Genomic DNA, 11,916 nt, shown 5'->3' with positions numbered 1-11,916 from the left:
CAGGATTTGGATGCACAACGACAGAACTGCCACTCGTGGCGCTAATTGTACGAGCGCACACTTACTGCCATGACCTCAGCAGCGCTTCTTCCCCTCCTCCTCGTCGCCCTCGTCGTCTACGGCCTGGAGCGCAACCACTCGCGCCGGTCCCGCCCCCACCTGGCCGGACACGTGGGCGTGGTCGACCGCGACGCCCGGCGCGTGCGGGACGAACTCCTCGTCGTCGCCGGACGCGAAGAGCCCGCACGTCACGTCGGTCGGACGTACCGCCCGGTCCTGCGCCCGGTGCCGTGCGGGGCGGTCCACACCGCGCGGTGACCGAAGTCCGCCGATCACCACTACATCCACAGTGGACGTACTCTGTGGACGGACCTCACCCGTACTCGTTTCTGTACCACTGGCCAAAATTTTCGATCGGGTGGAGATCGAGCGGCATCCTGGAAGGGGCTGCTCGGGGGTCGTACCGTGGTGGGGTGCAACGAAGGACGTCGACGGCCCTGAGCCGAGAACTCGGAGACGCGCTGGCCCGCGCCCGGCGCGACGCGGGCATCACCGCGACGTCGATGGCGGAGGTGCTCGGCTGGTCCGAGGCGAAGATCTCCAAGCTGGAGCACGGCACGCGCCGCACCGGTGACTTCGACATCGGCCGGATGACCGGCCACTGCGGCGTGGACGACGCCACGTTCCAGCGCATCGCGGCCCTGGCCGCCGAGCAGGAGCGCGGCTGCGTGGTGCGCCCGCACGCCGTGGGTATGCCGGACAGCCTGCGCTGCCTGATCCTGCACGAACGCACGGCGGACGCGATCCGCAGTTACGAGCCGATGGTCGTGCCGGGCCTGTTGCAGACCCGCGAGTACGCGCGAGCCGTGCACGGGCCGCACGCCAGAGAATCGAGCGTTCAGCTCCGCATGGACAGGCAGACGATCCTGCACGGTCCGAGCGGTCCGGACTCCGAGTTCTTCATCCACGAAGCGGCCCTGCGGTGCCCGGTAGGCGGGCCGCAGGTGATGTACGAGCAGATGGTCAGTCTGGCCATGAGCAGCAACTCGGCACGGCTGAGACTGCGGGTCGTTCCGTTCTCGGCGGGCAACGACCCGGTCTTGTGGGCTTCCTTCGCCCACATGTCCTACCTGGAGCACCCAGCGGTCACCTACGCCGAAACGGGTCCTGTGTCGCTGTTCCTGGAAACGCCGGAGGCCACTCGGGCGTACGAACAGAGCCTCGCCGTACTCGCTCGACTCGCCCTCGGTAGGGAAGAATCCCAGTCGGTGTTCGTCCAGTGGGCGGACAGGTACGACCGACTGCGGGAGGATCGCGATGCTGGAGGACACGAGGTGGCGTAAGAGCAGCTACAGCGGGGGCGAGGGCACCAACTGCGTCGAGTTGGCCTGGTCGAACGCCCGTCTCCTGGTACGCGACTCGAAGAACACCGCTGGACCGACTCTGAACTTCCCCGCCATCGCGTGGATCCGATTCCTCACCCCCCGGCCCAGGCGCGAGGTTTCGTCGAATTCAGCGTGACGGAAACGATCAGCGTGCGGGAAACGACATGCAGCAGTGCCGCCTCTTGCCTCTAGGAGCACCGCGTGTCGAGCCCGTACCCCCAGCAGCCTCCCGCTAACCAGCAACCGACCAGTGAGTGGCAGTACCCGTCCGGGCCGCAGTCGGGGGCGTACCCGGTGCAGCCCTACCAAGCACCGCCGCAGCCCTACGTCCAGCAACAGCCCTACGTCCAGCCGCCGCCGTACGTCCAGCAGTCGCCATATCCGCAGCCCTCGCCGTACGGCTACCCGCCACCGCAGCAGTTCACCCAGGTCAACGTGGTCGGAATGCAGGGGAGGGTCGTCACCAACCACGTGCTGCACCTGATTCTGACCATCTTCTCCTGCGGGTGGTGGGGCATCGTGTGGCTCATCGTGTGGGCGGTCAACTCGAACCGGAACCAGCAGCGCGGCCAGGGATTCTGACCCTCTCCGAGCTGGACCCTGCCCCGGACGGCCCCCGGCGTCCAGAGCCTCTCGCTCACGCCCCCTGCGTGGGCCGCCGGTGCAGGAGGCCCAACTTCGACCACATCGCCTCCGCCGTGCGCCCGCCAGCCTCGGAGCCTCCGCTAAAACCTGTTGGTGGACCACGGCGACCACTGCTACTTTCCCGGCGGCCGTGCGAGAGATCGAGGAGGTGGTACCCGTGAACGTATCGACATGGGTGCTCCTCTCAGGGGTCATGGTCGGGCGATAGGTCGTCCGGGAGCGCCGTTCACGAGCACTCCCGAAAGGCACGACCATGCGATTCACTTCCGAACAGCGTCTCGATGACGGTGTCCTCGAACGCGAATTCACCCTCGGTGAGATTCCCGGCATTTTGTGGACGCCTGAATCTGCATCCGCACCCGTCCCGTTGATCCTGCTCGGCCACCCCGGCGGACTGCACAGGATGTACCCCCGGCTGGCAGCTCGGGCCCGGCACTCCGTAGCGGACGGCTTCGCAGCGGCCACCATCGAACTTCCCGGGGGCGGTGACCGGCCCCGTTCCGCTGTCGCCGAGGAGGCTCGCGTCGACCTGCACCGGGCGCTGGAGGCTGGTGAGCCGGTAGACGACGACATCGTCGACCGACTCGTTCTCCCGCTGGTCGAGAAGGCGGTCCCGGAGTGGCAGGCCCTCCTGAACGCCCTCCTTCCGCTGCCCGAGATCGGCGGGCAGGTCGGTTACGCAGGAGGAGTGATCGCCATCGGTCTTCGGCTGGCGGTGGTCGAGCCACGTATCTCGGCCGCCCTCCTGTTCGCCGGGAGTTTCGTGCCCCGCACCATGTTCGAGGAGGCCCGGCAGGTCGCCATTCCGCTGCTGGTCCTGCTTCAGTGGGACGACGAAGGAAACGACCGGCAGTTGGCCCTGGACCTGTTCGACGCCTTCGGCTCCGAGGAGAAGACGTTGCACGCCAACACGGGCGGGCACACCGGCGTCCCGCAGTTCGAGGGGGACGAGGTGAACCGGTTCTTCGCCCGGCACCTGAAGTGAGGCCGGGCCCCCGGACCAGCAGCAGAAGATAGGAGCTGTCTACCAGGGCGCCGCCATTGAGGCCGGGCTCCGGCCCTCCTCGATGGCGGCGAACCACCCCGTTCGCGCGGGGAAGACGAACGCACACTGGACGGATTTTGAGTCCGTAGGGGAACACCCCTGCTCGCGCGGGGAAGACTCGCGGAGCTTGTCCAGGTAGACGGACACGGTGGGAACACCCCCGCTCGCGCGGGGAAGACACCTGGCCGGTCTGCGCCGACGAGCGCGAGCTGGGAACACCCCCGCTCGCGCGGGGAAGACCGCGTGAACGGCGGTGCCGATGAACGCTAACCAGGAACACCCCCGCTCGCGCGGGGAAGACCACATCGTGGACGGGCACACGGTGGCGGCGGCGGGAACACCCCCGCTCGCGCGGGGAAGACTGCGTGTTGCTGACAAGAGGAACGTTACGCGTGGGAACACCCCCGCTCGCGCGGGGAAGACTCGGGCAGCTCCCGCACGCACAGCGGCCGGGTGGGAACACCCCCGCTCGCGCGGGGAAGACGTCGAGGATGTCGGAGAGTCCTGGCTCGTACCCGGAACACCCCCGCTCGCGCGGGGAAGACCGCGCGTGGCTCAAGGCCAACGGCTACGCGGACGGAACACCCCCGCTCGCGCGGGGAAGACGCTTGGTTTTTGAGCAGGGCGACGATGCAGGACGGAACACCCCCGCTCGCGCGGGGAAGACCACGTCGTCGGCGGTGGCCTGTCCCGGAGGGAGGGAACACCCCCGCTCGCGCGGGGAAGACACTTCTTGACCTGCACCTATACCGAGCATACCGGCGTTTCAGGATGCCTTTGCCCGACCTCGCTCACGTCCCCTGCGTCGGCCTCCGGTGCAGGAGGCCGAACTTCGACCACATCGCTTCCGCCGCTTCGATCGACGCCGCTGTCCGGGCCGGGTCCACGGTCGCCAGTTGGGCCACCACCGCTTGGGCCACGGCCATTCCGGCCGTGAGGGACGGGAAGAACGCGACGCCCTCCGCCGGGACCAGCACGATCTCCTCCGCCGCGCCCGCCAGGGCCGGGCTCGCCGCGTCGGTCACCGCGAACACCCTCGCGCCACGTGAGCGGGCCTCGTTCGCGGCCAGGACCGTGCTCTCGTACAGCCGCCAGAAGCTGATCGCGATCAGCACGTCGCGCGAGTCCAGGCTCGCCACGGCGTTCGCCAGCTCCGCGTCGCCCGCCGTCACGGCCAGCACGTCGTAACCGGCCAGCCTGGCGTTGTGGGCCAGCGCGATGCCCACCGCCGCGTAGCTGCCGTCGGCGATCACGATGGTGCGCCGCGCCTCCGCGACTGCGTGTGCGATGGTCGCCACCACGCTCTCGTCGAAGCGGCGGTTCAGCACGGCGAGGCTGTCCAGGTCGCGGCGCAGCGAGGCCGCGCCCGGTGAGCCGACGCCGTGGTGCTCGGCCGCCACCTGCGGCGCGCTCAGCGAGGACAGGTAGCGGGCACGCAGTTCCTGCTGCAACGCGGGCCAGCCCGCGAAGCCCAGGGCTTGCGCCGTGCGGGTCACCGTCGCGATGTTCACGCCCGCGAGCTGCGCCAGCTCGACCGTGGAGCCGAACGACGCCCGGCGCGGCTGGGTCAGCAGCACCTCCAGCACGGCGGCGGCCTTGGGGCGCAGTCCACGTTCGGGCACCCGGTCGCGCAGCCAGTCCTCGAAGCCGTCGGCGGCAGCACGGTCCGTCACGTCGCATCCTCCCGGAGTGGTCGAAGGAGACACGGTACGCGGTCGTTGCGCGACAGAAATGCAAAGACTCTTGCGGATCTGTGAATCTGCACTATACGTTGCCCGTCATCAACCGCGCTGGTCAGAGACACGGGAAGGTGTGCCATGACCCTGTTGGCCCGACTGGACAGACTCCCGCTGAGTCGTCCGCACTACGGCCTGCTGCTCATCGGCGGGCTCGGCTACACCTTCGACGGCATGGACTCCGCCGTCGTCGCCTTCCTGCTGCCCAGCGCGCAGCAGGTCTGGGGACTCGACAACGCCCACCTCGGGCTGATCGGGTCCGCGACTCCGTTCGGCTTCCTGTTCGGCGCGGCCACCGCGGGCCTGCTCGGCGACCGCATCGGCCGCAAGAAGGTCATGATGTACGCGCTGGCCTTCTACGCCGTGTTCTCGGTGATCGCCGCGTTCTCGCCGACCTACGAGGTCTTCCTGGGCGCCCGCGTGCTCGCCGGAGCCGGAGCGGGCGCGGAGAGCGCGATCATCGCGCCGTTCCTGTCGGAGTTCGTCCCGGCCAAGCGCCGCGGCTGGTTCGTGGGCGCGCTGGCCGGGTTCTTCTCGTTCGGGTTCGTCATGGCCGCGCTCATCGGCCGGTTCGTCGTGCCGATCTCCGAGGACGGCTGGCGCATCGCGCAGCTCATCACCGCGCTGCCGATCGTGATGCTGCTGTGGTGGCGGCGGTCGCTGCCGGAGTCGCCGCGCTTCCTCGTGCAGAACGGTCGCCTCGACGAGGCCGAGAAGGTCGTCTCCGACCTGGAGCGACGCGTGGAGAAGGCCACCGGCGAGCCGCTGCCGCCGGTGCCGCGGACCGCCGCGCAGCCCGTCGTGGAGACGCCGAAGGTCACGCTGGTCAGCGCGCTGAAGTTCCTGTGGAGCCCGGCGATGGCCAAGCGCACCGCCGTGATCTGGCTGGTGTGGTTCGTCATCACGTTCTCCTACTACGGCTTCTTCTCCTGGATTCCCACGCTGCTGGTGCAGCGCGGCATCACCGTGACGAAGAGCTTCGAGTTCTCGATCATCATCTACCTGGCGCAGATCCCCGGCTACTTCTCCGCCGCCTGGCTCAGCGAGCGGCTGGACCGCAAGAACACCATCGCGATCTACCTGGCCGGCTCGGCGGTCAGCGCGTTCTGGCTGTCCCAGATGGACACCCCGCTGACCATCACGATCGCGGGCGCGGTGCTGTCGTTCTTCCTCAACGGCACCTACGCGGGCGTCTACTCCTACACCCCCGAGGTGTTCCCGACCTGGATCCGCGCCAGCGGAACCGGCCTGTCCAGCGCGTTCGGGCGCGTCGGCAGCATCCTCGCCCCCACGATCATCGGCCTGTCCGCCGCGAGCCTGGGCTTCGCGGGCGTGTTCGGCCTGACCACGGCGGTGCTCACGGTCGGCGTGGTGTGCGTGGTGGTGTTCGGCCTGTCGACGGCCGGGCGTTCCCTGGAAGACCTGACCGAGCGGGGCGACCCCGCCGACACCGCGAAGGAGATGGCGAGGTGATCGCGTTGTCCGAGCTGGAGGAGCGGGTCCGCGAGACCACGGGCGTGCGGTTGTTCACCGTGCTCGCCTGGATTCCGCAGCGCCGCGCGCTGCGCCGCGTGCACAGCAGCCATCCGCAGGAGTACCCGGTGGGCGGGGAGAAGACCGTCGAGGTCGCCGCCGCGTGGCTGAACCGCTGCATCGAGGCGAAGGAGCCGTACTTCGGTCCCGACGCCGCCGCCGTGCGGGAGATCTTCGCCGACCACGAGCTGATCGAGAGCCTCGGCTGCTCCTCGATCGTCAACGTGCCGGTGCTCGACGAGGACGGGGAGGTGCTCGGCGTGCTCAACGTCCTGGACGCCGAGGGCAGCTACGACGAGGACTCGGTCGCGGCCGTGCAGCGCCTCGCGCCGCTCGCCGCCCCCGCGCTGCGCGAGGTCGTCGAGGGGAGCCGGGCATGAGCCTGCTGGTGCGCAACGCGCGCGTCCTCGACCCCGTCAGCGGCGACTACTCCGAGGGCGACCTGCGCTGCGAGGACGGCCGGGTGGTCGAGGCCGGTCCCGGCCTGTCCGCGCCGGACGCCCGCGTGCTCGACGTGGCCGGCGCGGTCGTGGTGCCCGGTCTGGTCGACGCGCACGTGCACGTCACCGCGGCCACCGCCGACCTCGCCGCGCTCACCCGGTTCGCGCCGTCCTACGTCGCCGCGCACAGCGCCCGCACGATGGGGCAGATGCTCGACCGCGGCTTCACGACCGTCCGCGACGCCTCCGGGGCCGATCACGGCCTGGCCGACGCGCAGGCGGAGGGCCTCATCCGGGGTCCGCGCCTGCTGTTCTGCGGCAAGGGCCTGAGCCAGACCGGCGGACACGGCGACGTGCGCGGACCCGGGGCGAACGCGCTGGAGGACCACCGGTGCTGCGCCGGGCTCGGCCGCGTCGCCGACGGGGTGGACGCGGTGCGCGCGGCGGCCCGCGACGAGCTGCGCAAGGGCGCGCACCACATCAAGATCATGGCCGGTGGCGGCGTCAGCTCGCCGACCGACCGGATCGACTCCACGCAGTACTCGGTGGACGAGCTGCGGGCGATCGTGCAGGAGACGGAGGCCGCCAACCGCTACGCCGCCGCCCACGCCTACACGGCGCGGGCCATCAACCGCGCGCTGGAGGCGGGGGTCCGGTCGATCGAGCACGGCAACCTGCTCGACGACAGCAGCGTGGAGCTGTTCCTCGCGCACGACGCGTTCCTGGTGCCGACGCTGGTGACGTACTGGGCGCTCAAGGAGGAGGGCCGCGACTTCGGGCTGCCCGAGGGGAGCTGGCGCAAGGTCGACGACGTCCTCACGGCCGGTCTGGAGGGCCTGGAGCGGGCCGCGCGCGGCGGCGTGAAGCTCGCCTACGGCAGCGACCTGCTCGGCGGGATGCACCGCCACCAGAGCCACGAGTTCCGGCTGCGCCGCGAGGTGCAGGACGCGATCGACGTGATCCGGGCGGCGACGGTGAACGCGGCCGAGCTGCTAGGCCTGACCGGCGAGATCGGCACGCTGGAGCCGGGGGCGCACGCCGACCTGCTGGTCCTGGACGGCGACCCGTTGGAGGACATCGGCGTCCTGGCCGACCCGCGTCGCCTCCGCCGGGTGGTCCAGGCGGGCGTCCCGGTCTGACTCACCAGGTCGCGGACAGCAGGTCGCACAGGGCCGCGCGGCCCTGCGGGGTCACCCGCACCGCGCGGCCCGTGCCGCTGCCCGTGATCCAGCCCCGCTCGGCGAAGCACGTCCGGAGGTGCGCTCCCGCCTGCCCCGCCAGGTGGGAGCGCCGTTCCGTCCAGTCCAGGCACGCCCGCGCGACCGGACGCCGCGACGGGCCGGGAGCGAAGGCCAGCTCCTGCGCGAACCACGCCGTTCCGGCCGGGGTGAGGGCGAACCCGGCCGTGTCGTCGAGCAGGCCGCGCGCGATCAGCGCGTCCGCGAGGCCCACGCCCAGCCGTCCGGCCAGGTGGTCGTAGCAGGTCCGGCCGCGGGCCAGCGCCGTGGCGGCGGTCGCCGCGCGCAGGGTGCTCGGCCGCTCGGCCGCCGGGTCGGCGTGCGCGGCGAGGTCCTCCACGAGCTGTGCCGCCCCGGGCGACGCGAACTGCGCGTAGCGGTGCCGCCCCTGGGTGCGGCGCACCAGCAGACCGCCCGCGACCAGGCGGTTCAGGTGCTCGCTGACCGTGGACGGCGCGACGCGCGCGTGCGCGGCCAGCTCGCCCGGCGTCCAGGCCCGGCCGTCGAGCAGCGCCAGGCAGATCTCGGCGCGCGTGCGGTCGGCCAGCAGAGCGGCCAGTTCGGCGAGCGCGTCCCCTCTCACGCCGGGAGAGTCCCACGACGACGTTTCGGCCGCGGCCGAAGGGTGCGGGGTCCAGCATCGACGGCGTGACCCCACTCGACCGGCCCGTTCCCCCCGTCCCGCACGCCACGCGCGGCGTCGCGTGGCTGCGCTCGCACGTGGCGCGCTTCAGCGACGGCGACGACCACGTCCGGCGGCGCGCGCTCGCCGTCGGCCTGCTCGCCCGGATCGACCCGGAAGCGCTGCGCCGCACCGCGCGCCGCGAGGGCGGCCACCCGGTGAGCGCGCTGGCGACGGCGCTCGGGGTGTCCGCGGACCCCGAGGACGTCGCCGCCGTCGCCGCGTCCTACCACCCGCACACCACGATCACCGCCGAGGCCGACGCCGCGGTGGACCGCCTCGTCGCCGCCTGCGGGGGAGTGGCCGACGAGCGTGCGGCCGCCCTGCTCGGCCTGCTCGTGCAGGCGTGCGACGCCACGGCGGCACTGGTCCGCTCCGCGCGCGCCGCCGGGTCGATCGAGGCGGCGCTGGCGCACGACCCGCCCGTCCGGCACACCCGGCGCGGCACCGACCTGATCGACCTCGCCGGGCTGCCGTTCGGCGCGGGAGCGCACGAGTGCCCCGGCCGCGCGCACGCCCTCGCCATCACCGCGGGACTGCTGGGGAGGACGTCGTGACGTTCCACGACCTGCACGACGGCCCCGAGCCGCTGCTGCTGCCGAACGCCTGGGACTTCTCCTCCGCCGCCGCGCTCGTGGCGGCGGGCTTCCCCGCGGTCGGCACGACGAGCCTGGGCGTCGCCGCCGCCTCCGGCCTGCCCGACGCCGAGGGCCTGGCCCGCGCGGAGACCCTCGCCCTGGCGGCCCGGCTGGTGCGGCTGCCGGTGCCGATCAGCGTCGACGTCGAGGCCGGGTTCGGCGACGACCCGCACGAGGTCGCCGCCCTGGCCGCCGAACTGGCCGGCCTCGGCGTGGCCGGGATCAACCTGGAGGACGGCCGTCCCGGCGGCGTCCTGGCCGGCGTCGACGCGCAGTGCGACCTGATCCGCGCGGTGAAGCGCCGCGCGCCGGAACTCTTCGTCAACGCCCGCACCGACACCCACTGGGGCGACCGGGGCGCGTCCACCGCGGAAGCGGTGCGCCGGGTCGCGGCCTACGCCGGGGCGGGCGCGGACGGCGTGTTCGTGCCCGGTCTCGCCGAACCGGGCGACGTGCGCGCCGTGGTCGCCGCCGTGCCCGTCCCGGTGAACCTGCTGCACCTGCCCGGCCGCACCACCGTCGCTCGCCTGGCCGCGCTGGGCGTGCGGCGGATCAGCACCGGCTCGCTGCTGTTCCGCGCCGCCCTGCGCGCCACGACCGCGGCGGCGCTCGCGGTGCGCGACGACACCCCGCTGCCCGCCGGCGTGCCGACGCACCGCGAGGTGGACGGCCTGTCCCGCGGGCATGATCTGCGACGAGGACGACGACCGGAGGAGTGAGACATGACGTCGCTGCTGGACGGGCTCGACGACCTGCTGCCCCAGTTGCACGACACCTACCGCGACCTGCACGCCAACCCCGAGCTGAGCGGGCAGGAGCACCGCACGGCCGCGCTCGCCGCCGCCGGGCTGCGCGAGCGGGGCTACGAGGTCACCGAGAACGTCGGCCGCACCGGCGTCGTCGGGGTGCTGCGCAACGGGGACGGGCCCGTGGTGCTGCTGCGCGCCGACATGGACGGCCTGCCGCTGCGCGAGGACACCGGTCTGCCGCACGCCTCCACCAACGGCGTCATGCACGCCTGCGGCCACGACGTGCACATCACCTGCGCGCTCGGCGCGGCCGACCTGCTCGCGCGGCACCGCGACGCCTGGAGCGGGACGCTGCTGATCGTGCTCCAGCCCGCCGAGGAGATCGGCGCGGGTGCGCGCTGGATGCTCGACGACGGGTTCCTGGACCGCTTCCCCCGCCCCGACGTGTGCCTGGGGCAGCACGTCGGGCCTCTGCCGGCCGGGGTCGTCACCGTCCGGCCCGGCACGATGATGGCCGCGGCCGACACGTTCACCGTGCGGCTGTTCGGCAGGGCCGGGCACGGGTCCACGCCCGAGCGCACGATCGACCCGATCGTGATGGCCGCGTCCGTCGTGCTGCGTCTGCAGACCGTCGTGTCCCGCGAGGTCGGCGCGCACGAGCAGGCCGTCGTCACCGTGGGTTCCCTGCACGCGGGCGAGGCCGCGAACGTCATCCCGGACGAGGCCGAGCTGAAGGTGAACGTGCGCAGCTTCGACCCGCTCGTGCGGCAGCGCGTCCTCGACGCCGTGCGCCGCGTCGTGCTGGCCGAGGCGCGGGCGTCCGGCGCGGAACGGGAACCGGAGATCGTGCCGCTCAACGCCTTCCCGCTCACCGTGAACGACACCGGGGCGACCGAGCGCGTCGTCACCGCGCTGCGCGAGCACGGGCGCGTCCTGCGGCCGATGCGGTTCCCCCTCGCGGGCAGCGAGGACTTCGGCCTGTTCGGCACCGAGGCGGGGTGCCCGTCGGTGTACTGGTTCGTCGGCGGCGCCGATCACGCGCTGTTCTCGCCGGAGGACCTGGAGCGGCTCGACGACGGCGTCCTGCCCGCCGGGGTGGCGTCCAACCACAACACGCGCTTCGCGCCCGTGCTCGACCCGACGATCCGCGACGGCGTGGTCAACCTGGTGGTCGCCGCCGCCGAGTGGCTCAGTCGGAAGTAGGGGGCCGGTCCGTTCGCCGCGCCGCGACGGGGACCCGTCCGCGGCGCGTGCGTCGCGCTGTCCCGTCGGGGTGACGGGGGAGCGTCACGCCGAGCCGGGCTGCCGGACGGCCGACGGGACGGACCCGCCCGCCTCGTCGGAGAGCTGACCGCGCTCCATCGCCTCCCGCGCGACCTCCTGGTCGAACGTGCTCGCGATCCCGAGGGTGAGGTTCTCGTCGAGGACCTCCTCCACCCCGTCCGCGGGCGGCGCGTTCTCGTCGTCCAGCGCGTCCCGCTCGTCCGGACCGCCCTCACCGGCCGACACCGGCGGTTCGAGGCCGACGTCCGGGACCTCCTCGGCCAGCCGGTCGGTCAGCGGCCGGGGGGTTGCCTCCTCGTGCGGAGTCATGCCGTACTTGGTCACGCCGGTCCAGTGCTCCGGCGGGTCCATGCCCGCTTCCAGCGGGTCCATCCTCATGCGGTCCTCGTCGAGGTCCTCCGCGGCGTTGAGGGCGGCCGGGTCGCGCTCGACCGCGTCCGGCAGCCCGGTGTCCCGGGGTGCGTCGGGGGTGTCGCCCGGTTCTGTCACTCGATCCTCCTCGCGAAAGACGCCCGCGGGTGCGCACGACGGCGACGCGTCC

General features: G+C 72.3%; 14 protein-coding genes and 1 CRISPR repeat array. Of the genes, 11 read left to right on the top strand and 3 right to left on the bottom strand.

The window, feature by feature from the left end; genetic code table 11:
- Window positions 1–69: 69 nt before the first annotated feature.
- The 5 genes from IMZ35_RS03290 (at window position 70) to IMZ35_RS03270 (ending at window position 3,015) form a co-directional block, all read left to right on the top strand.
- A complete protein-coding gene (locus IMZ35_RS03290; RefSeq protein WP_199439326.1) occupies window positions 70–318 on the top strand; it encodes a hypothetical protein in 249 nt (82 codons plus the stop codon).
- Window positions 319–473: 155 nt separating this feature from the next.
- Complete coding sequence (locus tag IMZ35_RS03285) at window positions 474–1,343, top strand: helix-turn-helix domain-containing protein (RefSeq protein WP_199439325.1); 870 nt, start codon at window positions 474–476, stop codon at window positions 1,341–1,343.
- Window positions 1,318–1,521: a DUF397 domain-containing protein gene (locus tag IMZ35_RS03280; protein ID WP_199439324.1), complete on the top strand. Its 204-nt coding sequence runs from the start codon at window positions 1,318–1,320 to the stop codon at window positions 1,519–1,521. Before IMZ35_RS03285 ends, IMZ35_RS03280 begins: the two co-directional genes overlap by 26 nt.
- 65 nt (window positions 1,522–1,586) lie before the next feature.
- A complete protein-coding gene (locus tag IMZ35_RS03275; protein ID WP_199439323.1) occupies window positions 1,587–1,967 on the top strand; it encodes a hypothetical protein in 381 nt (126 codons plus the stop codon).
- A 316-nt stretch (window positions 1,968–2,283) separates the two neighbouring features.
- Window positions 2,284–3,015 (top strand): dienelactone hydrolase family protein, encoded by a 732-nt coding sequence (locus tag IMZ35_RS03270; protein ID WP_199439322.1) that lies wholly within the window; start codon window positions 2,284–2,286, stop codon window positions 3,013–3,015.
- An 89-nt stretch (window positions 3,016–3,104) separates the two neighbouring features.
- A CRISPR array of direct repeats spans window positions 3,105–3,803; the repeat unit is 28 nt; unit sequence GGAACACCCCCGCTCGCGCGGGGAAGAC.
- A gap of 63 nt (window positions 3,804–3,866) precedes the next feature.
- On the opposite strand, the gene IMZ35_RS03265 is transcribed toward IMZ35_RS03270, so the two are convergent.
- Window positions 3,867–4,748 carry a MurR/RpiR family transcriptional regulator gene (locus tag IMZ35_RS03265; RefSeq protein WP_199439321.1) on the bottom strand — a complete coding sequence of 294 codons (882 nt, stop codon included), beginning with the start codon at window positions 4,746–4,748 and terminating at the stop codon, window positions 3,867–3,869.
- Between the two features lie 144 nt (window positions 4,749–4,892).
- Between IMZ35_RS03265 and IMZ35_RS03260 the strand changes: the two genes are divergently transcribed.
- From IMZ35_RS03260 to IMZ35_RS03250, 3 genes are read left to right on the top strand one after another with little or no spacing between them, the layout of a single operon-like run.
- The gene (locus tag IMZ35_RS03260) at window positions 4,893–6,284 is read left to right on the top strand and encodes an MFS transporter (protein ID WP_199439320.1); all 1,392 of its coding nucleotides are present in this window, start codon (window positions 4,893–4,895) and stop codon (window positions 6,282–6,284) included.
- Window positions 6,284–6,724 carry a GAF domain-containing protein gene (locus tag IMZ35_RS03255; RefSeq protein WP_199439630.1) on the top strand — a complete coding sequence of 147 codons (441 nt, stop codon included), beginning with the start codon at window positions 6,284–6,286 and terminating at the stop codon, window positions 6,722–6,724. The genes IMZ35_RS03260 and IMZ35_RS03255 overlap by 1 nt, the downstream gene beginning before the upstream one ends.
- Window positions 6,721–7,923 carry a metal-dependent hydrolase family protein gene (locus tag IMZ35_RS03250; RefSeq protein ID WP_199439319.1) on the top strand — a complete coding sequence of 401 codons (1,203 nt, stop codon included), beginning with the start codon at window positions 6,721–6,723 and terminating at the stop codon, window positions 7,921–7,923. The genes IMZ35_RS03255 and IMZ35_RS03250 overlap by 4 nt, the downstream gene beginning before the upstream one ends.
- 1 nt (window position 7,924) lies before the next feature.
- Here the strand turns inward: IMZ35_RS03250 and IMZ35_RS03245 are convergent, their stop codons facing one another.
- Window positions 7,925–8,605, bottom strand: coding sequence for an ArsR/SmtB family transcription factor (locus tag IMZ35_RS03245; protein WP_199439318.1), 681 nt, complete (start codon window positions 8,603–8,605; stop codon window positions 7,925–7,927).
- A gap of 65 nt (window positions 8,606–8,670) precedes the next feature.
- Here IMZ35_RS03245 and IMZ35_RS03240 point away from each other — a divergent pair, with 65 nt between their 5' ends.
- The 3 genes from IMZ35_RS03240 to IMZ35_RS03230 are packed head-to-tail and all read left to right on the top strand — an operon-like array spanning window position 8,671 to window position 11,294.
- Window positions 8,671–9,261 (top strand): hypothetical protein, encoded by a 591-nt coding sequence (locus tag IMZ35_RS03240; RefSeq protein WP_199439317.1) that lies wholly within the window; start codon window positions 8,671–8,673, stop codon window positions 9,259–9,261.
- Window positions 9,258–10,061, top strand: a complete 804-nt coding sequence (locus IMZ35_RS03235; RefSeq protein ID WP_199439316.1) for an isocitrate lyase/PEP mutase family protein — start codon at window positions 9,258–9,260, stop codon at window positions 10,059–10,061. The genes IMZ35_RS03240 and IMZ35_RS03235 overlap by 4 nt, the downstream gene beginning before the upstream one ends.
- A 3-nt stretch (window positions 10,062–10,064) precedes the next feature.
- Window positions 10,065–11,294, top strand: coding sequence for an amidohydrolase (locus IMZ35_RS03230; RefSeq protein WP_199439315.1), 1,230 nt, complete (start codon window positions 10,065–10,067; stop codon window positions 11,292–11,294).
- A gap of 84 nt (window positions 11,295–11,378) precedes the next feature.
- Here IMZ35_RS03230 and IMZ35_RS03225 read toward each other — a convergent pair whose 3' ends face one another.
- Window positions 11,379–11,864, bottom strand: a complete 486-nt coding sequence (locus tag IMZ35_RS03225; RefSeq protein WP_199439314.1) for a hypothetical protein — start codon at window positions 11,862–11,864, stop codon at window positions 11,379–11,381.
- Window positions 11,865–11,916: the final 52 nt, after the last annotated feature.

Source organism: Umezawaea beigongshangensis (assembly GCF_016464305.1).
Taxonomy (GTDB): Bacteria; Actinomycetota; Actinomycetes; order Mycobacteriales; family Pseudonocardiaceae; genus Umezawaea_A; species Umezawaea_A beigongshangensis.
Note: the sequence above shows the minus strand (reverse complement) of the source record. Positions and strands in the feature narration are given on the sequence as shown.

Excerpts from the sequence above, each read along its gene's own strand:
- IMZ35_RS03270 (WP_199439322.1), top strand. The coding sequence starts at position 2,284 with ATGCGATTCACTTCCGAACAGCGTCTCGATGACGGTGTCCTCGAACGC.
- IMZ35_RS03230 (WP_199439315.1), top strand. The coding sequence starts at position 10,065 with ATGACGTCGCTGCTGGACGGGCTCGACGACCTGCTGCCCCAGTTGCAC.
- IMZ35_RS03290 (WP_199439326.1), top strand. The coding sequence starts at position 70 with ATGACCTCAGCAGCGCTTCTTCCCCTCCTCCTCGTCGCCCTCGTCGTC.
- IMZ35_RS03260 (WP_199439320.1), top strand. The coding sequence starts at position 4,893 with ATGACCCTGTTGGCCCGACTGGACAGACTCCCGCTGAGTCGTCCGCAC.
- IMZ35_RS03280 (WP_199439324.1), top strand. The coding sequence starts at position 1,318 with ATGCTGGAGGACACGAGGTGGCGTAAGAGCAGCTACAGCGGGGGCGAG.
- IMZ35_RS03250 (WP_199439319.1), top strand. The coding sequence starts at position 6,721 with ATGAGCCTGCTGGTGCGCAACGCGCGCGTCCTCGACCCCGTCAGCGGC.